Origin of the sequence: Brachyspira murdochii DSM 12563, from assembly GCF_000092845.1 — a bacterium.
Classification (GTDB): Bacteria; Spirochaetota; Brachyspiria; order Brachyspirales; family Brachyspiraceae; genus Brachyspira; species Brachyspira murdochii.
In genome coordinates, this window is sequence record NC_014150.1 from 2,105,189 (window position 1) to 2,126,273 (window position 21,085).

Genomic DNA, 21,085 nt, shown 5'->3' on the forward strand with positions numbered 1-21,085 from the left:
GTATTACTGTGGAAAGCAAAGCAAAAAAATATAAAAGAGTACTTGAGGGAATTGTAGTTTCTGATAAAATGGATAAAACTATAGTTGTAAAAGTAGAAAGCAAGCAGAAACACCCGCTCTATGGTAAAACTATTAGTAAAAATAAACGCTATAAAGCTCATGACGAAAAAAACGAATGCCATGAAGGCGATTTAGTAAGAGTAATAGAGTGCAGACCTCTTAGTAAAGATAAAAAATTTAGATTGACAAAAATAATTAAGAAAGCAGAGCGTATAGATAAAGATTCTATAGACAGCGATGTAGAAAGCGTATTAAAACGTGAAAAACATGCTCCAGAAGCAGCAGTTTCTTCACAGGTTGAAGGAGAGTAAGAATTATGATACAAGTACCAAGTACTCTTAATGTAGCCGACAACACTGGCGTGAAAAAGTTAAAATGTATTAAGGTATTAGGCGGAAGCAGACGCAGATATGCTACTTTAGGTGATGTAATTGTTTGCTCTGTAACAGATATAATACCTACTTGCTCTATAGAAAAAGGTAAAGTTGTTAAAGCCGTAATAGTAAGAGTTAAAAAAGAAGTTAGACGTCCGGACGGTTCATATATACGTTTTGATGAGAATGCTGCTGTTATAGTAGATGATAAAAAAGAGCCTAGAGGTAAACGTATATTCGGACCAGTAGCACGCGAGCTTAGAGACAGAGGCTTTATGAAGATAGTATCACTTGCACCAGAGGTAATATAATATGATAAAAAAACAAGATTTAAGTAAGACAAAATATAAAGTAAAAAAAGGCGATACTGTTGAGGTAATAGCTGGAGAGCAAAGTGGCGAACGCGGCGAGGTATTGTCTATAGATAGAAAAAGAGGCAGAGTTCTAGTAAAAAATATCAATATGGTTAAAAAGACTATGCCTAAAACTCAAGAGAATCAAAGAGGCGGTATAGTTGAAAAAGAAGCTTCAATAAATATATCCAATGTAATGGTAGTTGACAAAGGCGGTAAAGCTACTAGAGTTGGAAGAAAAGAAGCAGACGGAAAATTAAAAAGATATTCTAAAAAATCGGGCGATTTTCTTGATAAGTAAGTAGGAGAATAAATTATGTCAGTATTGAAAGATAGGTATGAAAACGAAATTAAACAGTCTCTGCTAAAAGATATGAATTTAAGCTCTACAATGGCTATCCCTAAAATTGAAAAAATCATCATAAATATGGGAGTAACTCAGGCTGTAACAGACAAAAAATATGTTGATTCTGCTGTAGAAGAATTGACTCAAATAGCAGGTCAAAGAGCTGTTGTAACAAGAGCTAAAAAATCTATAGCTAACTTCAAATTAAGACAAGGTATGCCTATAGGCTGCCGTGTAACTTTAAGAGGTGAGAGAATGTATGACTTCTTAGAGAGATTAATATTCATAGCATTACCAAGGGTAAGAGACTTCCAAGGTATTCCTAGAAGAGGATTTGACGGTAAAGGTAATTACAATTTAGGAATAAAAGAACATACTATATTTCCAGAAATAAGTTTTGATAAAACAGATGCTGTAAAAGGCTTAAATATAACAATAGTAACTACTGCAGATAATGACGATATGGCACGTACTTTATTAGAAAGAGTAGGTTTGCCATTCCGTGCTGCACCTAAAAGTCAGGAGAATAAATAATGGCTAGATTGGCACTTAAAGTTAAAGCTACAAAAAAACAAAAATATAAAACAAGACAATATAACAGATGCCCAATATGCGGCAGACCTCGTGCTTACATAAGACAGTACAAGATGTGCAGAATATGTTTCAGAGATTTAGCTAATAAAGGTTTAATACCGGGCGTAACTAAGTCTAGTTGGTAATTTAAGGAGTTATATAAATGAGCGTACATGATCCAATAGCAGATGCTTTAACTATAATTAGAAACGGATGTAGAGCAAAAAAAGAGGCTGTTACTATACCTTTTTCTACAAAAATGGAAAATATACTTGCAATTTTGAAGAAAGAAGGATATATTAATGACTTCAAAAAAGTAGAAGTAAAAGATAAAAATTTCTTCCGCATAGAAATAGACTTGAAATATTATGAGGGAAGTTCAGTAATAGAGGGCATTCAAAGAGTATCAACTCCGGGTTTGAGAGTTTATACCTCAGTAGATACTATACCTCAAGTAAAAAATGGTTTCGGTATATCTGTAATATCTACAAGCAAAGGAGTTATGACAGATAAAGAAGCTAGAAAAGAAAATGTTGGCGGCGAAGTTTTATGCTACGTTTGGTAATAAATTAAGAGGGTATTAATAATGAGTAGATTAGCAAACAAACCTATAGCGATACCTCAGGGCGTTGAAGTTAAAGTAGACGGACATAAAGTAATCGTAAAAGGTAAAAGAGGGGAGTTGACAAGAGAGTTTTTTGATTATATAATACTTGAACTTGAAAATAATTCTCTTTGGGTTAAACCTCCTAAGATTGAAAGTACTGACGAAAAAGCTATTAAAGAAAATAAAGCTAAATATTCTGCACAACTAGGTTTGGTGTGGAAACTTATTTCTAATATGATAGAAGGTGTAAATACTGGATATAAAAAAGTGCTTCAGTTAGAAGGTACAGGTTACCGTTCTAATGTACAAGGAGACATTATAACTTTACAATTAGGTTTTTCTAGTGATGTTAAAATGAAAATACCTGAAGGTGTTAAAGTAACAGTAGAAAAAGACACAAAGATAGTTATTGAAGGTAATGATAAAGAACAAGTAGGCGAGCTCGCTATGAATATCAAAAAGAAAAGACCTGTTGAACCTTATAAAGGTAAAGGTGTTAGATTTGAAGGCGAGCATGTAAAAATGAAAGAAAGTAAAAAAGCTGCTAAGTAAGGGGTAAGCTATGGGTTTAAGAGAAAAAATTAAAGCTCAACGTGAAAGAAGAAAAAGAAGTATACGTATAAAAATAGAAGGAAGCTCTGAGCGTCCTAGACTTACAGTTTATAAAAGTCTTAAATATGTATCTGCTCAAATAATAGATGATAGTAAAGGTATTACTTTAGTATCAGCATCTTCTCAGGAAAAAGATTTAAAAAGCGGTAAAAATGCTGATATAGCTAAAGAAATAGGAAAAATTTTAGCCGCTAGAGCAAAAGAAAAAAATATAAGTGAAGTTGTATTCGATAGAAACGGCTATATATATCATGGAAAAATAAAATCCTTGGCTGACGGTGCTCGTGAAGCAGGATTGAAATTTTAAGGAGTATGACCTTGGCACACGATATAAACAACAACGAAGAAAAAAGTATGTACGAAGAACGCCTTATAACTTTAAACAGAGTTGCTAAAGTTATGAAAGGCGGAAGACGTTTTAGATTTGCCGCTTTAATGGTTTTAGGTGATAAGAATGGTCATGTTGGTTTAGGTTATGGTAAAGCAAACGAAGTACCAGATGCTATTAGAAAAGCTATAGAACAAGCTAAGAAAAACATGATAGAAGTTAACTTAAAAGGTGAAACTATACCGCATAATACAGTCGGAGTATTTAGAAGCAGCAGAATTATTATGAAACCAGCTTCTAAAGGTACTGGAGTAATTTCAGGCGGTCCTGCACGTGCTGTATTAGAATTAGCTGGTGTAAAAAATATTCTTTCTAAGTCTTTAGGTAATAACAATTCAATGAACCTAGCTAAAGCTACTTTTGAAGGTTTGAAATCTTTGAAAACAGTAGAGCATATGGCTAATAAAAGAGGAATTAGTATAGACCAGATTTATGGGAGGGCAGAATAATGGCTAAAGTTGTAATAACATTAGTTAAATCTCCTATAGGCTATGAGAAGTCTCAAAGAGATACTGTTGTAGCTTTAGGTTTTAAAAAGAGTAAAAGAGTTGTAGAACATGAAGCAACTCCTCAAATAAATGGAATGATAAATAAAATATCACATCTTCTTAAAGTAGAGTATAAGTGAGGTTCTTAACAATGGCACAAGAAAATACAAAAATATTAAGAGCTCCTAAAGGGTCAAGTAAAAAACGTCATAGAGTAGGACGCGGTCAAGGTTCTGGTTGGGGATGTACTGCAGGCAGAGGTGATAAAGGAGCACAGTCTCGTTCTGGATACAGCAGAAGAGCTGGTTTTGAAGGCGGACAAATGCCTTTGCATAGAAGAATCCCTAAAAGCGGATTTACTAATGCAGCTTTTAAAAAATGTGTAAATGTTATCAATGTTGGTGATTTAGATTCTATTGGTAATGAAATAAGCAGAGAAACTTTACTAAAATTGGGTTTCCTTTCATCTAAAAGAGATTATATTAAACTTCTTTCTATGGGTGAAGTAAAAAATGCTGTTACTATTACAGTTGATATGGCTAGCAAAAAAGCTATAGAAAAAATTGAGAAATCCGGCGGTAAAGTTATAATACATGAACGTAAAAAATATATTAGAAAAAAAGAAGATAAAAAATCTTAAGGTAAATAATAATGTTGAAATCATTAGCTAATATATTTAAGGTACAGGAATTAAGAAGCAGAATATTATTCACTATTATAGCTATTTTAGTTTATAGAATAGGAAGCCATATTCCTACACCTGGTATAGATCCTGCAGCCCTTTTAGGCTTTTTATCCTCATCGCAAGGCGGTGCAGGACTTTTGACTATAATGGATTTATTTTCAGGCGGTGCTTTATTTAGATTTTCTATATTGGCACTTGGTATAATGCCTTATATTTCTGCTTCTATTATAATGCAGCTTCTTGGGGTAGTAATACCTGCACTCGAAAGAATGCAGAAAGAAGGTGAAAGCGGTCGTAAAAAGATAAATCAGTATGTTAGATATTTAACACTTGTTCTTTGTATAGTACAATCTGCAGCTATGGCTAGTTGGATACAGAGTATAAATGAAGGTGCTATGATATTTATGAATCCGGGTATAGGATTTATATTATTAGTAGTTGTAACAGCTACTGCCGGTACCATGTTCTTAATGTGGCTAGGTGACCAAATTACAGAACGCGGCCTTGGTAACGGTATATCTGTTATAATTTTTGCTGGTATTGTTGCTCGTATTCCTGCTGGTGTTTATGATGTTATACAGAAAAGAGAAAGTGAATATTTAAACTCTTTAGTTATAGTTCTTTTCTTCATAATTTTTGCAATAGTTATATTCTGTGTAGTTTATGAAGAAAGCGGACAGAGAAGAATACCTGTTCAGTATGCTAAACGTGTGGTTGGCAGAAAAGTATTCGGAGCTCAATCAACTCATATACCTTTCAAAATCAACCCGTCCGGAGTTATACCTATAATATTCGCTTCTGCTTTAATGGCAATTCCAGCTCAGATAGCTAGTTTAACTAGAGGCGTTCAGTGGAGATGGCTTGATGCCTTGCTTAGATTCTTCTCTTATGGAAGTTGGGCATATATCATTCTTTATTGTCTTTTAGTTATAATGTTTGCCTATGTTTATACATCAGTACAATTTAATCCAGACGATATAGCAGAGAATCTTAAAAAATCAGGCGGTTTTATACCTGGTTACAGACCTGGTACTCAAACAGCAGAATATCTTAAGACAGTATTAAGCAGAATAACTATAGGCGGTTCAATATTTTTGGCAGCTATAGCAGTATTTCCAGACTTAATGTCTAAGATACCTATATTTGCACCTTTTAGAGGTACAAATAATTCTCTTGTTTATTTGATGGGCGGAACATCAGTAATGATTAGTGTAAGTGTTGCCGTTGAGTTATTAAAGCAAATAGAATCCTATTTACAAATGCATAACTATGATGGCATATTGAAGAAATCTAAGGTTAGAAGGTAACAATATGGCTGATAGAGAAACTATAGAAGTAGAGGGTACAGTTGTAGAGCCTCTTCCAAATGCTACTTTTAGAGTAGAGCTAGAGAATGGTCATAAGATATTGGCTCATATATCAGGTAAGATGCGTATGAATTTTATCCGCATACTTCCCGGTGATAAAGTAACTATAGAAATGTCTCCCTATGATTTAACAAAGGGCAGAATAATTTATCGTTATAAGTAATAAATTAATTGGAGATTAGTTACAATGAAAGTAAAAAGTTCTATAAAAAAACGCTGTAATGACTGTCAGATAGTTAAAAGAAAAGGCGTAGTTAGAGTTATATGTAAGAAAAACCCAAGACATAAACAAAAACAGAAGTAATTAATTTAAGGAGATAATTAATATGGCACGCTTAATGGGTGTTGAAATTAGAAACAATAAAAGAATAGAAATAGCCCTTACTGATATATACGGTATAGGTCGCACTCTTGCTCATGTTATTTGTGATAAAGCTAATATAGATTATTCTATTAAAGCTAAAGATTTAACAGATGCACAAATTACAGCTTTAAGAGATGCTATAGAAGCCACTACTAAAGTAGAAGGTGATTTACGTACAGAGCTTTACAATAATATAAAGCGTTTAAAAGATATTCACTCATATCGTGGAATGCGTCATATTAAAAGGCTTCCGGTACATGGTCAGCGTACACGTACTAATTCGCGTAATGCTAGAGGCGGCGGAGCTAGAAAAGCTATTGCTGGTAAGAAAAAAGCACCAGGTAAAAAATAATTAATGGGGGAGAATAGTGGCTACTCAAAAAGGTAAAAAAACTCTAAAAGATAAAAAAATTAAAAAAGATAGAAAAGTTGAAGCTTTTGGTATAGTACATATAAAAGCTAGCTTTAATAATACAATAGTTACTATAACAGATAGAAATGGAGACACTCTATCTTGGGCTAGTGCAGGTTTAGACGGAGATTATAAAAGCAGTAAAAAGTCTACTCCTTTTGCAGCACAGGTTGCTAGTGAAAAAGCATCTAAAAAAGCTTATGAAATGGGTGTGAGAGAAGTAGAAGTTTATGTTAAAGGTCCTGGAATGGGAAGAGAAAGCTCTATCAGAGCAGTTGAAGCTTCCGGACTTAAAGTTAAACTTATTAAGGACGTTACTCCAATGCCTCATAACGGCTGCCGTCCTAGAAAAAGAAGAAGAATATAATATTTGTATTTAAGTTGTATTAATAGGAGATAAATAATATGGCAAGATATAGAGATGCTAGCTGCAGATTATGCCGCCGTGAAAAAATGAAACTTATGTTGAAAGGCGAAAGATGTCTTACTGCTAAATGTGCTATAACAAAAAAGAGAGAAGTACCAGGTCCTGTTAACCGTAAAATGAAACAGTTATCAGAATATGGTATTCAGATGAGAGAAAAACAAAAAGTTAAACGTATTTATGGTGTTTTAGAAAAACAATTTAGAAATTATTATCATGAAGCTATACGTGTGGCTGGTGTATCTGGTGAAAATTTACTTAGATTATTAGAATTACGTTTAGATAATGTTGTTTACAGACTTGGTTTCGCTAAAAGCAGAAATCAGGCTAGACAATTCGTAGCTCATGGTTTTATATCAGTTAATGGTAAAAAAATGTCAATTCCTTCATACAGTATAAAAGTTGGAGATAAAATTTCTTTTACTGAAAATGGTAATGCTATAGGTGAAGTTAAAGCTATAGCAGAAGGTTTAAAAAGTGAATATGTTCCAGCATGGTTAAGTTTAGATCTTTCTTCTAAAACAGGAGAAATAGTTACTTTGCCTATAAGAGATCATATAGAGTATCCTATCAATGAACAGCTCATCATTGAGTACTATTCTAAGTAATGGAACTCTTTTATAAGGGGTATTATAAGAATGGCATTAAAAGAAATATTAGAATCTATTAAACATCCTCACAGGGTTACTTTTGAGAAAAAAGATTTAACTCCTACTTACGGAAAATTTATTGCTCAGCCCTTTGAAAGAGGATATGCAGTTACTGTTGGCAATGCTTTAAGAAGAGTATTATTATCTTCTATACCTGGTTATGCTATTACCGCTATTAAAATAGATGGTGTAAGCAATGAATTTGAAAATGTACCCGGCATGAAAGAAGACACTATAGTTATGATTATGCATCTTAAAAATGTTGTAGTTTCGCTTCCAGATCGTTTGGAAACAAAAACTATTCATATGAAAAAAGAAGGACCTTGTACTATTACTGCCGGAGATTTGGTGGCTAATGATAATGAGGCTCAGGTTCATAATCCGGATTACTATATTGCTACTATCGCAGAAGGTTATACCTTTGAAATGGATATTCAAATTGAAGGCGGATATAGTTATGTGCCTGCAGAAATGAATATTGAACTTGTAGAAGATGTTAATGCTATAGCAATAGATGCTATATACTCGCCTATTGTCAGCGTTAAATATAATGTTGACCCTATAAGAGTAGGTCAGCGTATAGATTATGGAAAACTTACTCTTGAAATAGAAACTAAAGGTAATATAGCTCCAGAAAAAGCTCTTTCACAAGCTGCTAAAATCTTAAGAGATAATTTAAAACATTTTATGGATCCTGAAGAGGCTAATGGTGATGATGAAAAAATAGAAGAAACCCCTAAAGATTCTGTTCTTGATTCTCTTAAGGGAAAACATATTGAAGAAGTTGAATTCTCTGTTAGAACTGCTAATTTCCTAATGGCTTCTGATCTTAAAACTTTAGATAAAGTAGCTGTAAAAAGTGAATCCGATTTGCTCAGACTTATTGGTGCTAATGAAATGATCATTGAAGAGATTAAAGAAAAGCTTGCAGAGTATGGTGCTCATCTTGGTATGAGAGGTTAATATAAAAGGTAATAAACTTTTAAGGATAGTAAAATGAGACATAGAGTTACAGTAAAAAAATTTAATAGAACAAGTGCACATAAAAAAGCTATGCTTTCTAATATGCTCACTTCTCTATTGAAATATGAAAAAATAGAAACTACTAAAGAAAAAGGCAGAGCTATAAAACAATTGGCTGATAAAATTATATATAAAGCTAAAGTTGATAATGTTCACAATAGAAGAATGGCTGCTAAGTATGTTAAAGATAAGACTATACTTACTAAACTTTTTAAAGATATAGCTCCTAGATATGCTGATAAAAATGGCGGTTATGTAAGAAAAATTTTGTCATATAAAAGATTCGGTGATGCTGCAGATATGTGCGTAGTTATGCTTTGCGAATCTGATAGCTCTTCTGTTAAAACTGAAAATAAATAATAAAATAAAAATAAACAAATCGGTTTATAAATCTTAATATAAGCAAATTATTATATAAATAATATCTATAGTTTTGTTATAGCGAGTATTCGCTATAACTTTACGTAGATGTTGTTTATGGAGGAATTTATTATGCCTTTCCAAAAAAAACGTGTGAAAGTATCTAATGAAAATGAAGAAGTCGAAACTCCTTCATCTCAGCCAAAAAAGGTTGTTAGAAAGAGAGTTGTCAAGCAGATTGAAACTGTACAAGAAAATAACGATATGGTTTCTAAAGATGAACAAGCTGTTAATATCAATGAAAATTATGATAATGATGTAAGAGATGAAAAATCGAATAAGCCTGTTGATGATATTTATATTAGTAAATTAAGCTGTTTAACTTTTGAAGAGCTTTTGGAATTTGCTGAAGGGTATGGTATAAAAAAAGATACTTCTAATAATATCAGACGGCAAGAACTTATGCACTCTATAGTGAGAGCTCAGCATGCTATGGAAGGTAAAATAATTGCTGAGGGTACTTTAGAAACTTTACAAGATGGTTTTGGTTTTTTAAGGTCTCAAAATAGCAATTATTTGGTTGGTCCAGACGATATATATATTTCTCCCGCTCAAATTAGACTTTTTGGTCTTAGAACTGGGGATATCATTACTGGTGAAGTAAGACCTCCTAAAGATAATGCAGGAGAGAAATTTTTTGCTTTGCTTAAAATTTTAACTGTTAATGGTGAAGAACCTAATAATCTTTATAAAAGACCTCATTTTGATAAATTAACTCCGATTTTTCCTAATGAGCGTATAGACTTAGAATTTGCACCAAATAAAATATCTACACGTATTATTAATCTTGTCTCTCCTATAGGTAAAGGTCAGAGAGGATTGATTGTAGCTCCTCCTAAAGCAGGTAAAACTATGATGCTTCAGGAGATTGCTAATGCGATATGTAAAAACTATCCAGATATTAAACTTTTTATACTTCTCATAGATGAACGTCCTGAAGAAGTTACTGATATGAAAAGACAAGTTCCAGAGGCTGAGGTTATTGCTTCTACATTTGATGAAACACCAGATAAACATTGTCAGGTTTCTGAAATGGTGCTTGAAAAAGCTAAACGTCTTGTAGAAAATAAGCATGATGTTGTTATAATACTTGATTCTATTACAAGACTTTCAAGAGCTTATAACTTAGTAGTTCCTGCAAGCGGTAAGGTTTTAACAGGCGGAGTGGATTCTAATGCTCTTCATAAACCAAAAAGATTTTTTGGTGCTGCTAGAAATATTGAAGAGGGAGGCTCTCTTACTATAATAGCTTCTGCTTTGGTGGACACTGGAAGTAAAATGGACGATTATATATACGAAGAGTTCAAAGGTACTGGTAATATGGAGCTTCATTTAGATAGAAAACTTGCAAATAGAAGACTTTTTCCTGCTATTGATATTGATTCTTCTTCTACTAGAAGAGAGGATTTACTTCTTACTGAAGAAGAGAAAAATAAGATGTGGGCTTTAAGAAAATATATGCAGTCTCAGGGTATAGATGAGGATCAGCTAATAGAAACTGTTATTGATAAAATGAATTCTACTAAAGATAATGCTGAGTTTTTAAAATTATTAAATTCATAATATTGTTGTTTTTAGGATTCATTATATGTCAAAAAAATCAGAAGAAGAAGATAGAAAACTGTTTTTATTTTTTTTAGAACATGGATATTTTCCTGATGATTTTGATTACAAAAAAAATACTAAATATGCAAAAAAAGAAAATATAGATAAAAAAAATAAAGAAATTAATAAAAATAATAATAAAGAATTAAAAGAAAGTAATTTTTTAAAACAAAATAAACCTTATACAAAAGAAGATGAAGAAATGTTTTTAAGTGCAATTGAGAATCTCGATTGCACTAATCATTCTAAAAAGTCTATTCATGACAGAAAAATCAATACCAAATTCAAACCTAATATAAAAAATGCCGTTCCAAAAGACAGACTAGATTTGCACGGACTTACAAGCGACAGAGCTTTGATAGAAGTTAAGCATTTTATTTATGAATGTAAGAAAAATAAAATAAGTCCTATTCTTATAATACATGGCAAAGGTTTTGGAAGTGAAAATAGAATACCAGTATTAAAAAATTTAGTCGAATATTATTTATTAACAGAAGGAAAGAATTATATAAAATATTTTTCTGATGCTCCAATAAATCTTGGAGGAAGCGGTGCTAAAATAATTTATTTGGATATATAGAAAGTTAATTTATAATATCTTAAATTTTATTAAGAATAAAGTTATATTTTGTTCTTAATATTCTATTACATTCAACATAAATAAAATTATTTTTAAAACAAATCTATTAAGAAATATTAAAACCAAAAACTATTTATGTAATACTTTATACAAGAAATCTTTGACTCTATCATGTTTAGGATTAGAGAAAAACTCATTAGGCTCTTCATCTTCCAATATTTTTCCGTCATTCATAAAAAGTATTCTAGTAGCAACATTTTTGGCAAAGCCCATTTCATGAGTAACTATAAGCATAGTCATACCTTCTCTTGCAAGCTCAACCATAACGTCCAAAACTTCTTTAATCATTTCAGGGTCTAATGCTGAAGTAGGTTCATCAAAAAGCATAATATCCGGCTCCATTGCCAATGCTCTTGCTATAGCTATTCTTTGTTTTTGCCCGCCAGAAAGTTTATTAGGGTATACATCTTTTTTATCTACTAATCCTACCTTTTCTAGTAGTTCAATAGCTTTTTTTTCTGCATTCTCTTTTGAAATCTTTTTTACTTTCATAGGAGCTAAAGTAATATTGTTCATAACTGTTTTATGAGGAAACAAATTAAAATGCTGAAATACCATTCCTAGTTCCTGACGCATGAGGTTAATATCAGTATCTTTATCCATAATATTTTTGCCGTTTATGATAATGTCGCCTTCTGAAGGCTCTTCAAGACGATTAATGCATCTTAAGAATGTTGATTTTCCGCTTCCGGAAGGTCCTATTATGGCAATGATTTCACCTTTTTTAACGTCAACATCTATACCTTTAAGAACTTCTAGTTTACCGAATTTTTTATGTAAGTTTCTTATCTTAATCACTTTCTCTCAAACCCTCCTCAACTTTTCTCATAAACATAGCAAATATTGAAGTCAGTATAAAATATATTATACCTACAGCAATTAAAGGTTCAACACCTCTATAAGTTTGGCTTGTAATGATATTAGCAGATCTAAGTAAATCAACTCCTCCTATAAACCCTACAACAGAAGTTTCTTTAAGAAGTGCTATAAACTCACTTACAAGCGGAGGAAGTATTTTTTTTATAGCCTGCGGTATTATAATTTCCTTCATAGAAAGCGAATAATTCATACCCAAAGCTCTTGCTGCTTCCATCTGTCCTTTATCCAAACTCTGTATGCCAGCTCTTATAATTTCAGCAACATAAGCTCCGGAATTAATTCCAAAAGCAATAGCTGCTATAATAAGTATGGGAGTATCTCTTAAACTATCAACAAATACAACATTAGCCCATATCATAAGCTGTACAACAACAGGGGTTCCTCTTAAAATATTGACATATAAAAATGCTATTTTTGAAAGAGGATTAAAATTACTAAATTTTTTTGAGTTTTTGAATGGATAAAATTCTGAAAGCTGAAGCAGAGCAATAAAAATACCTAATACTATACCAATAACTGTAGCAAGGGCAGTTGTTCCTACAGAAAATATTAATCCTTTTATAATATAGATGTATCTGCCATTGGATATGAATATTACTTTAAGAAGTTCCAAATATTCCAGCATATATATAAACCTTTATAAAAATATATCTTCTCTTTACGTTTTTTATAAATATTTTAATTATGTTATAAAAAATTAATTAAATTAAAGAAAAGATATATATATATTTTTTTAATTATAATTAATTTGCAAAATATTTATTAAGTAAAGTTTCATAAGTTCCATTTTCATTAATAGTTTTTAGAGCATCATTTACTTTAGTAAGAAGTTCTGTATCATCTTTTCTCATAGCTATAGAATACTCTTCAGTAGCAGAATCAGTTTCTATTAGTTTTAATTCATTATTTTGAGCTACATAATTTTTAGCAGGTTCATAGTCTAAAACTACAGCATCAACCTTTTGTGATTTTAATGCTAATATAGTTTCAGAAGTAGCATTAAATTTTTGAACTTCCACATTAGTCATTTCACTAACTAAAATATCTCCAGTATATCCTAATACTACACCTACTTTTTTACCAGCAAAATTATCAAAAGTTGTTATATCAGTATTATTTGAAAGTACAACTATAGACTGTTTAGAGTTATAATAAGGATCAGAGAAATTAACAAACTGTTTTCTTTCTTCTGTTGCAGTCATACCTGCCACTATAAGATCTATTTTTTTAGCTTCTAAAGCAGGAAGAAGTCCGTCAAACTGCATGTCTACAACTTCAATCTCAGCTCCTATTAATTTTGCAATTTCGTTTATCAAATCTATATCAAAACCAACAATCTTATCGCCTTCTCTATATTCAAAAGGTTCAAACTCAGCATTTGTTCCTACATAGAGTTTATTTTTGTCTTCTTTTTTCTGACAGCCTATGAATACGGTTAAAACAATAGATAAAGCTATAATTATTTTAAAAAGATTATTTTTAAACATTTTGATTCTCCTAAATTATTATAGTGTTAATTAATTAAAAAAAAAATACTACATATAAAAATTTTTTATTGTAAACAATTTTATATAATAAAATAAAAAAGTCAAGGTAAATGCAAAAAATAAAAATACTGATTACAAAATGTATTATTAACTGTTTAAATACATAAAGAAAATGAATAAATTTGTATAAAAAAACTATATATTGTATAATTATATTAATTTATAAAGAATAGGGGTATTAATGCGGGGTTCTGCTGTAGCGATAATATTTATAGTAGTAAACATAATAGCTGTAAGCATATTTTTGATAGTATCTACAACATCTATTAAGACTTCTATATTAACAGAAGAAAAATTGTCAAGAGAATCTTTAAATACTATTATAGATATATATTATAAAAAAAATATAGCCTCGCAGAACTATTATAATGCTGTATCTGTTATACCTAGAATAGATATATACACACTTCATTCATTAAGCAATTATATACAAAGGGTAAAAACTATAGAAGCCGATGCCACACTCATAGAAAAGCCTTTGACATTTCAGGAATACCAGTATCTTCAGGCTAGAATAACAGAAAATATTGATAAAATTAATTATACAGCAAGAAATTATCCAGTTCTTAGAACAAATCAAAATTATATAACAGCATTAAATGAGATGCGTCCTATAATAGAAGACGAGAGAAAATCTATTTCTCTTTATAATGATTATGTTGCAGAATATAATAAATTGACCACAACCCCGCCATCTAGTATAGTAGCTGGAATAATGGGAAAATTTCCTTTTTTAAGATTTGAAACTGGTACTAATATTATAGCACAAACTGCACATATGTTTCAATAATTATTAAAAATATATATTTATTGTATATTATTGTGTTTGCAAAAAATTTAAGTTTTAATATAATATACGCAGGCAATATTTATTTAAACATATAAACTTTATAAATATAGATAATTTTATGAATAATATAGAAGATTTAAAAAACCTAAAGAGGGTAACTCAGAAAGAAATAGCAAAAAGACTTGGAATAAGCAGAACGACAGTTGCAAGGGCTATAAACGGAAGTGAGTTTATTAAAGAAGAAACAAAATCAAAAATACTTGAATTAGCTTCAAAGCTCAATTATGAAAAAAATTATATAGGCAGTTCTTTAGCCAATCAAAAAGAAAAGGTTGTTCATTGTTTAGTAGCACATTCTTTTAATGAGTTTTATACAAGCGAAATTATAAGAGGTTTAAATACAGTATCAAAAGAATATTCAATATACAATTATAATCTAAAAATAACGGCTACAGAAATACATTCTCCTGATAAGCAGATAGAACTGCTTCAAAAAATATTAAAAGAAGATGATATAGACGGACTTATAATAACGCCTTTAAATAGAGATATTATTTATGATATTCTAAAGCCTTATTTTAATAAGATGAAAATAATATCTATAGGCACAAGACTTTCTGAAAATATTGCTCATGTTGGTCCTAATCATATAAAACAGGGGGCTATGGCAGGCGGTATAGTTTCTAATCTTCTTAGAGATGATGAGGGACTTCTTATAATAGATAATGGTGATGATAAAATATCTTCCGGAATGTATTTAGAGGGTTTTTTAGAGAGGATAAGGAATACAAATATAAGCATATTAGGTCCTATACTATGCGGTAATATAGAAGACAGCATTCATACAATCAAAGAAATGTGCGGCAAATATGATATCAAAGGTATTTATATAAACAGATATGCTCAGGAAATATACGACATAATAGATAAAAATATATTAAATGGTAAAAAAATAGTAACTCATGGTATGGCAGGAAGTATAAAATCTTTAATTAAGTCTGGTATTATATCATTTACTGTTATGGAAGAGGTATTTATGGAGGGGTATGATGCCGGTAAAATGATGTTTGAAATGCTTTACAAAAATAATATAACTAATAATTGGAAAGTATCAGATTCTAAAGTAATATTTTTGGAGAATTTGAGTATTTGATTATAATAATATTATATATTTATACATTATATTCGTTTTTGTACAAAAATTATTTGATAATTTTACTTGATAAAATTAACATATTATGCTAAAATATTGCAACTATATTTTATGATGTTATATTTGTTTACTTTTTCAAAATTAGAAATTAAATAATATTAATAAATTTATTAGGAGATATAAAATGGAGCAAAAGATAAGATTAGTAGAAGCAAAATATAAAAAAGAAGCTATTTTGCCTTTTGAAATAGGTGATACAGTAAAAGTATGGGTTAAAATTATCGAAGGCGACAGAGAAAGATTACAGGCTTATGAAGGAACTGTTATTTCTATACGCGGCAAAGGCATTAATAAAAGTTTTATAGTAAGAAAAATCTCTTACGGAGTAGGTGTAGAGAGAATATTCCTTCTTAATTCTCCTAGAATAGATCATGTTGATATTATACGTAAAGCTAAAGTAAGAAGAGCTAAACTTTACTACTTAAGAAAGAAAGTTGGTAAAAAGGCACGCTTAGTAGAAAGATTAGGTGTTAAAATCCCTAAACATTCAGATTTGATTAAAAATACTGCAGAAGAAAATAAAGCTGAAGAGAATGATTCTTCAAAAGCAGAATAATATTTTTTAATTTTGTTATTTTTTAAGGAGAATTTTTATGGGCTATAAAATAGTTGCCAGAGAGCAATGGTCAGAAAAAGTATTTATGATGAAAGTTGTAGCTCCTGATATAGCTAAGCATCGTAAAGCAGGTAACTTTATTATTTTCAGATTAGATGAAAAAGGTGAAAGAATACCGCTTACTATAGCCGATGCTGACGCAGAAGCTGGAACTATTACTATAGTAACTCAAAGTATAGGATATTCTACTGCTAAACTTATGGAGCTTCAGGTGGGCGATGAAATATTAGATGTTATAGGACCTTTAGGACAGCCTACTCATATTGAGAAAAAAGACGGTATAGTTTTAGGTGTAGGCGGCGGTGTTGGTATTGCTCCTTTGCATCCTATAATGGAAGCTCATCATAAAGCTGGAAATAAAGTTATCTCTATATTAGGTGCCAGAGATAAATCACTTATCATTATGGAAGATATGATGAGAAAAATATCTGATGAAGTGCTTATTTGTACTGACAATGGAAGCTACGGAGAAAAAGGTGTTGTTACTAATATGATAGAAAGAATCTATGACAGAGGTGATAAAATATCTGAAGTTATAGCTATCGGACCTGCTATTATGATGAAATTTGTAACCATACTTACTAAAAAATACAATCTTCCTACAGTTGTTAGTTTGAACCCTATTATGATAGATGGTACTGGTATGTGCGGCTGCTGCAGAGTGAAAGTTGGAGATGAAACTAAATTTGCATGCGTTGAAGGTCCTGAATTTGACGGACATTTGATTGATTTTGACCTTCTTATGAAAAGACAGGCTATGTATAAAAAAGAAGAGCATGAATGTAATTTAAAATTAGCTAATTAATTTTTGTTTAATTTGTATTTAAAAGTTATAGTGCCATTGTAAAGTGGGCTATAACTTTTTTGTTTATTTAGATATATACTAAAAAGATTTTATTTTGTCAGTTTTGATATTTAGCAGCTTTTTTGACGTAATCAGAAATTATTAAAAAATTTTAAAAGCGTATAGGCTATGTTGTAAGAAACATATCATTAAAGTATGATTTTTTATAAATATAGGAGTTTTTTTATTATGGCACTTAAAAAATATAGAGATTATGATAAATATGTACTAAAATTTTTCTATGAAGTAAATAAACCAATGCATAGAAAAGATACATATGATAAATTAAAAGAGTATACCAATACATCTGATGAAGACTTTAGTATCATATCAGAAAATGGTTATAATAAATTTAATTCAAGGGTACATTGGTCTTTATACATATTAAAAAAAGCTCAGTTAATAGAAAATGTAGATAAAGGGGTATATCAAATAACTGACTTCGGAAAAAAATTCTATGAAGAAAATCCAAACTTTGATTTCAAAACGTTAAAAGAAAAAACACCATATTTAGAAAACAGCAGAAACAATTCAAATGATGATATGGACGATATTGAAGAAACAGAAGATGAAAATAGAAACGAAATAGAAAAAAGCATTGAAGAGTATTATGAAAGCGTAGAAAAAGATATACTTGATAGACTTCAAAGTATGGGAGAAAGCTCTGTTGATAAAGGCACTAAATTTGAAAATATATGTTTGGAACTGCTTGAAAAAATGGGATATGGTAAAAAGTATAGAACTGGAGGAAGCGGAGACAGAGGAATAGACGGTACACTTACTATGGATAAATTCGGTTTTGATATTATAGGCGTGCAATGCAAATGCTATAAAGAAAATAGTAAAGTTAATGATACTGAAATAACAAAATTTGCTCATGGTCTTAAAAATGTTAATGGTATAAACAGAGGGATATTTATAACAACTTCCGATTATACTCCGCAGGCTAAAAAGGTTGTAGAAGAATTAAAAGATGTAAAAATAATACTTATAAACGGATACAGACTTGCTAAATATATGCGTGAATATGAGATTGGAGTAAAAGTGCTTGAAACTAGAAATATTTATGATGTTATAATTTAAAAGTTTTTAGCATATGCTATAATAAGTCAAAACTAAAAAAATCGGAAACATATTTTATGGAAGAGTTCAAACTTATAGAAAAAATAAAAAAATTAACAGAATATAAAAATACAAATAATCTAAATATAGGCGATGATTGTGCTGTTATAAAAGATATAAGCCAGTGTAAAGATATTTTGGTAACTTCTGATATATTAGTAGAAAATATACATTTCTCTTTAAAATATTACTCTTTTTATGATGTAGGATATAAGTCTGCTCAGGCAAATATTAGCGATATTATATGTAAAGGAGCTTATCCAAAAAATGTATTCATATCACTTTCTATACCCAAAAAAATTAATGATGAAAATATACTTGAATGGTACAATGGTTTTTTAGATGCATGCAAACCTTATAATATAGAAATATCAGGAGGAGATACTACAAGCTCAAATGATTATTTTTTTATATCCATAACATTGATAGGCATTATAGAAAAAAATAAATCTATACTCAGAAGCAATGCTCAAACAGATGATAATGTTTATGTATTAGGTTTTGTAGGCGAAAGTGATTTAGGGCTTAAAAAACTTTTGGAAGGTAATTATGATTATAACGATGAAAGTATAAAAACGCATTTAAGACCGACACTTTTTTATGATAAATGGCAGGAAATTATAAAAAAATACAAAATAAACTCTTCTATAGATATAAGCGACGGACTTTTGCAAGATGCATCTCATATTGCTGAAAACTCTAATAAAACTATAGAAATATACGAATCTTCCAATTGGTTTTTAGTTAATAGATTTTTTGATAAAGAAACTAAAGAAATCAAACAAAATAAAGTATTAAAATCCATTCTTACTGGCGGAGAAGATTATGCTGTTATTTTCACTTCTAAAGACGATATACCAGAAGAAAATAATTTAATAAAAATAGGCATTGTAAAAGAATATTCTAAAAACTTTATAAAGTTTATAGACAGTAATAATAAAGAAGTACATTTTGATTCATTGGGTTTTGTACATTATTAAATTATTAGTTAATATTAATAAAAAGATAAATAAACTTGTAAAATCCATTTTTAATTACTATACTATAATCAATAATATTAAAACAGTTTTTTAAAGGAGAAAATATGAGAGAAGTAGTTATAGCCAGTGCTGTTAGAACGCCTGTGGGTAAATTTTTAGGCTCATTTTCTAATACATCAGCCGTTGAATTAGGAACCATAGCAGTAAAAGAGGCTTTAAAAAGAGCAAATATCAAACCAGAACAAGTTGATGAAACTTATTTCGGATGCGTTATACAATCAGCCCTTCTTCCAAATGCAGCAAGACAAGTATCTATAAATGCAGGAATACCTGTAGATAAGCCTGCACTAACAATAAATATACTATGCGGTTCTGGACTTAGAGCAGTATCAATGGCTGCACAGATGATTAAAGCAGGAGATGCTGATGTAGTTGTAGCTGGAGGTACAGAAAATATGAGCATGGCTCCTTATACTTCAACAGGTATGAGAATGGGAGCAAGAATGGGTGAAACTAAGATGCAAGACACTCTTTTAAATGATGCTCTTATTTGTGCTTTTGAACATTATCATATGGGAGTTACCGCTGAAAATATTGCAGAACAATGGGGCATTACAAGACAAGAGCAGGACGAGTTTGCATGCAGAAGTCAGAACAGAGCAGAAGCTGCAATAAAAAGCGGAAGATTTAAAGATGAAATAGTGCCTGTTACAGTAAAAACTAGAAAAGGCGAAATAGTAGTTGATACTGATGAACACCCTACTTTTGGTACAACTATGGAAACTTTAGCTAGATTAAAACCTGCTTTCAAAAAAGACGGTACTGTTACTGCTGGAAATGCTTCTGGTATTAATGATGCTGCCTCTGCTTTAGTATTAATGACTAAAGAAAAGGCAGAAGAATTAGGAGTTAAACCTATGGCTGCTATTTTGGGATATGCTACACATGGTGTTGAACCTAGAATAATGGGTATAGGACCTATAGAAGCAAGCAGAAAAGCTCTAAAAATGGCTAATCTTAAAGTAGAAGATATGGAATTAATAGAAAGTAATGAGGCTTTTGCTGCTCAGTCTATTGCCGTTGCAAGAGAGTTAAAGTTTAATATGGATATAGTTAATGTTAATGGAGGTGCCATTGCTATAGGACACCCTATAGGTGCTTCAGGAGCTAGAATACTTACTACTCTTTTATATGAAATGAAAAAAAGAGGAAATAAAAGAGGACTTGCTACACTTTGTATAGGCGGCGGTATGGGTACTGCTTTAGTTGTAGAGATGTAATAAATTTTATAATAATAAAAGGGTTAAAGCTTAATTGTTTTAGCCCTTTTTATTTTACATAATTATACTTAAATCTCCTGTTTTCTGATATTACTCTTCCAATAGCATTCATTATTAATCCTATATAAAAGACATATTGTAAGTATTGATATAGGAAATCTAGTAACCTTTAATGTTTCAAAATATTCTATAGTTATACTTATACCTAATGACATACCTATGATAAAAAAAGTAAAGATTGTTGGTTTATAATGTTATCCATTGTTAATAAGGAATATAATATATTTAAAAGTCAACAATAAAAATATGTTATAATATTTATTTAAAAGCAATTTTATATGTAATTGTTGAAAACTAATCATACATACTTGTATACAACAATATAAACATATGTAAAAAATAACTCTAATAAAGACCTATATT

Annotated in this window: 31 protein-coding genes; 28 read left to right on the forward strand and 3 right to left on the reverse strand. The window is 30.4% G+C overall.

Annotation, left to right across the window (positions count from 1 at the left end):
• Positions 1-8: 8 nt before the first annotated feature.
• From rpsQ to BMUR_RS09365, 21 genes are all read left to right on the forward strand, one after another.
• A complete protein-coding gene (rpsQ, locus tag BMUR_RS14995) occupies positions 9-371 on the forward strand; it encodes a 30S ribosomal protein S17 (RefSeq protein ID WP_008723388.1) in 363 nt (120 codons plus the stop codon).
• 5 nt (positions 372-376) lie between these two features.
• Positions 377-745 (forward strand): 50S ribosomal protein L14, encoded by a 369-nt coding sequence (gene rplN / locus BMUR_RS09270; protein WP_013114308.1) that lies wholly within the window; start codon positions 377-379, stop codon positions 743-745.
• Between the two features lies 1 nt (position 746).
• Positions 747-1,088 carry a 50S ribosomal protein L24 gene (gene rplX, locus BMUR_RS09275; protein ID WP_013114309.1) on the forward strand — a complete coding sequence of 114 codons (342 nt, stop codon included), beginning with the start codon at positions 747-749 and terminating at the stop codon, positions 1,086-1,088.
• A gap of 15 nt (positions 1,089-1,103) precedes the next feature.
• Positions 1,104-1,667 (forward strand): 50S ribosomal protein L5, encoded by a 564-nt coding sequence (gene rplE, locus BMUR_RS09280; protein WP_013114310.1) that lies wholly within the window; start codon positions 1,104-1,106, stop codon positions 1,665-1,667.
• On the forward strand, positions 1,667-1,852 hold the full coding sequence (locus BMUR_RS09285; protein WP_008723403.1) for a type Z 30S ribosomal protein S14: 186 nt from the start codon (positions 1,667-1,669) through the stop codon (positions 1,850-1,852). Before rplE ends, BMUR_RS09285 begins: the two co-directional genes overlap by 1 nt.
• A 17-nt stretch (positions 1,853-1,869) precedes the next feature.
• Positions 1,870-2,271, forward strand: coding sequence for a 30S ribosomal protein S8 (gene rpsH / locus BMUR_RS09290; protein ID WP_013114311.1), 402 nt, complete (start codon positions 1,870-1,872; stop codon positions 2,269-2,271).
• A gap of 21 nt (positions 2,272-2,292) precedes the next feature.
• The gene (gene rplF / locus BMUR_RS09295) at positions 2,293-2,865 is read left to right on the forward strand and encodes a 50S ribosomal protein L6 (RefSeq protein WP_013114312.1); all 573 of its coding nucleotides are present in this window, start codon (positions 2,293-2,295) and stop codon (positions 2,863-2,865) included.
• A 10-nt stretch (positions 2,866-2,875) separates the two neighbouring features.
• Complete coding sequence (gene rplR / locus BMUR_RS09300) at positions 2,876-3,232, forward strand: 50S ribosomal protein L18 (protein WP_013114313.1); 357 nt, start codon at positions 2,876-2,878, stop codon at positions 3,230-3,232.
• An 11-nt stretch (positions 3,233-3,243) separates the two neighbouring features.
• Positions 3,244-3,762, forward strand: a complete 519-nt coding sequence (gene rpsE / locus BMUR_RS09305) for a 30S ribosomal protein S5 (protein WP_013114314.1) — start codon at positions 3,244-3,246, stop codon at positions 3,760-3,762.
• Positions 3,762-3,941 carry a 50S ribosomal protein L30 gene (gene rpmD, locus BMUR_RS09310; RefSeq protein WP_013114315.1) on the forward strand — a complete coding sequence of 60 codons (180 nt, stop codon included), beginning with the start codon at positions 3,762-3,764 and terminating at the stop codon, positions 3,939-3,941. The genes rpsE and rpmD overlap by 1 nt, the downstream gene beginning before the upstream one ends.
• A gap of 11 nt (positions 3,942-3,952) precedes the next feature.
• On the forward strand, positions 3,953-4,441 hold the full coding sequence (gene rplO / locus BMUR_RS09315) for a 50S ribosomal protein L15 (RefSeq protein WP_013114316.1): 489 nt from the start codon (positions 3,953-3,955) through the stop codon (positions 4,439-4,441).
• A gap of 11 nt (positions 4,442-4,452) precedes the next feature.
• Entirely contained in the window at positions 4,453-5,793 is a 1,341-nt protein-coding gene (gene secY / locus BMUR_RS09320) for a preprotein translocase subunit SecY (protein WP_013114317.1), read from the forward strand.
• Between the two features lie 4 nt (positions 5,794-5,797).
• Complete coding sequence (gene infA, locus BMUR_RS09325; protein WP_008727096.1) at positions 5,798-6,016, forward strand: translation initiation factor IF-1; 219 nt, start codon at positions 5,798-5,800, stop codon at positions 6,014-6,016.
• A 24-nt stretch (positions 6,017-6,040) separates the two neighbouring features.
• Positions 6,041-6,157: a 50S ribosomal protein L36 gene (gene rpmJ / locus BMUR_RS09330; protein ID WP_008723415.1), complete on the forward strand. Its 117-nt coding sequence runs from the start codon at positions 6,041-6,043 to the stop codon at positions 6,155-6,157.
• 22 nt (positions 6,158-6,179) lie between these two features.
• Complete coding sequence (gene rpsM / locus BMUR_RS09335) at positions 6,180-6,569, forward strand: 30S ribosomal protein S13 (RefSeq protein WP_008723417.1); 390 nt, start codon at positions 6,180-6,182, stop codon at positions 6,567-6,569.
• Between the two features lie 16 nt (positions 6,570-6,585).
• Entirely contained in the window at positions 6,586-6,996 is a 411-nt protein-coding gene (rpsK, locus tag BMUR_RS09340; RefSeq protein ID WP_008723418.1) for a 30S ribosomal protein S11, read from the forward strand.
• A 38-nt stretch (positions 6,997-7,034) separates the two neighbouring features.
• Positions 7,035-7,661: a 30S ribosomal protein S4 gene (gene rpsD / locus BMUR_RS09345; RefSeq protein ID WP_013114318.1), complete on the forward strand. Its 627-nt coding sequence runs from the start codon at positions 7,035-7,037 to the stop codon at positions 7,659-7,661.
• Positions 7,662-7,691: 30 nt separating this feature from the next.
• Positions 7,692-8,666 carry a DNA-directed RNA polymerase subunit alpha gene (locus tag BMUR_RS09350; protein ID WP_013114319.1) on the forward strand — a complete coding sequence of 325 codons (975 nt, stop codon included), beginning with the start codon at positions 7,692-7,694 and terminating at the stop codon, positions 8,664-8,666.
• Positions 8,667-8,699: 33 nt separating this feature from the next.
• On the forward strand, positions 8,700-9,086 hold the full coding sequence (rplQ, locus tag BMUR_RS09355) for a 50S ribosomal protein L17 (RefSeq protein ID WP_013114320.1): 387 nt from the start codon (positions 8,700-8,702) through the stop codon (positions 9,084-9,086).
• Between the two features lie 132 nt (positions 9,087-9,218).
• Entirely contained in the window at positions 9,219-10,709 is a 1,491-nt protein-coding gene (gene rho / locus BMUR_RS09360; protein WP_013114321.1) for a transcription termination factor Rho, read from the forward strand.
• A 25-nt stretch (positions 10,710-10,734) separates the two neighbouring features.
• Positions 10,735-11,331, forward strand: coding sequence for a Smr/MutS family protein (locus tag BMUR_RS09365; protein WP_013114322.1), 597 nt, complete (start codon positions 10,735-10,737; stop codon positions 11,329-11,331).
• A 129-nt stretch (positions 11,332-11,460) separates the two neighbouring features.
• Here the strand turns inward: BMUR_RS09365 and BMUR_RS09370 are convergent, their stop codons facing one another.
• The 3 genes from BMUR_RS09370 to BMUR_RS09380 form a co-directional block, all read right to left on the reverse strand.
• Positions 11,461-12,189, reverse strand: a complete 729-nt coding sequence (locus BMUR_RS09370; RefSeq protein ID WP_013114323.1) for an amino acid ABC transporter ATP-binding protein — start codon at positions 12,187-12,189, stop codon at positions 11,461-11,463.
• Positions 12,182-12,895 carry an amino acid ABC transporter permease gene (locus BMUR_RS09375; RefSeq protein WP_013114324.1) on the reverse strand — a complete coding sequence of 238 codons (714 nt, stop codon included), beginning with the start codon at positions 12,893-12,895 and terminating at the stop codon, positions 12,182-12,184. Before BMUR_RS09375 ends, BMUR_RS09370 begins: the two co-directional genes overlap by 8 nt.
• Before the next feature lie 118 nt (positions 12,896-13,013).
• The gene (locus tag BMUR_RS09380; protein ID WP_013114325.1) at positions 13,014-13,757 is read right to left on the reverse strand and encodes a basic amino acid ABC transporter substrate-binding protein; all 744 of its coding nucleotides are present in this window, start codon (positions 13,755-13,757) and stop codon (positions 13,014-13,016) included.
• 241 nt (positions 13,758-13,998) lie between these two features.
• Between BMUR_RS09380 and BMUR_RS09385 the strand changes: the two genes are divergently transcribed.
• From BMUR_RS09385 to BMUR_RS09415, 7 genes are all read left to right on the forward strand, one after another.
• Complete coding sequence (locus BMUR_RS09385; RefSeq protein WP_013114326.1) at positions 13,999-14,607, forward strand: LemA family protein; 609 nt, start codon at positions 13,999-14,001, stop codon at positions 14,605-14,607.
• 118 nt (positions 14,608-14,725) lie between these two features.
• Positions 14,726-15,760: a LacI family DNA-binding transcriptional regulator gene (locus BMUR_RS09390; protein WP_013114327.1), complete on the forward strand. Its 1,035-nt coding sequence runs from the start codon at positions 14,726-14,728 to the stop codon at positions 15,758-15,760.
• A gap of 184 nt (positions 15,761-15,944) precedes the next feature.
• A complete protein-coding gene (rplS, locus tag BMUR_RS09395) occupies positions 15,945-16,376 on the forward strand; it encodes a 50S ribosomal protein L19 (RefSeq protein WP_013114328.1) in 432 nt (143 codons plus the stop codon).
• 37 nt (positions 16,377-16,413) lie between these two features.
• Entirely contained in the window at positions 16,414-17,241 is an 828-nt protein-coding gene (locus tag BMUR_RS09400) for a sulfide/dihydroorotate dehydrogenase-like FAD/NAD-binding protein (protein ID WP_013114329.1), read from the forward strand.
• Between the two features lie 228 nt (positions 17,242-17,469).
• Positions 17,470-18,363, forward strand: a complete 894-nt coding sequence (locus BMUR_RS09405) for a restriction endonuclease (protein ID WP_013114330.1) — start codon at positions 17,470-17,472, stop codon at positions 18,361-18,363.
• A 56-nt stretch (positions 18,364-18,419) separates the two neighbouring features.
• Complete coding sequence (gene thiL / locus BMUR_RS09410) at positions 18,420-19,382, forward strand: thiamine-phosphate kinase (protein WP_013114331.1); 963 nt, start codon at positions 18,420-18,422, stop codon at positions 19,380-19,382.
• Between the two features lie 104 nt (positions 19,383-19,486).
• Positions 19,487-20,662 (forward strand): acetyl-CoA C-acetyltransferase, encoded by a 1,176-nt coding sequence (locus BMUR_RS09415; RefSeq protein ID WP_013114332.1) that lies wholly within the window; start codon positions 19,487-19,489, stop codon positions 20,660-20,662.
• Positions 20,663-21,085 lie beyond the last annotated feature (423 nt).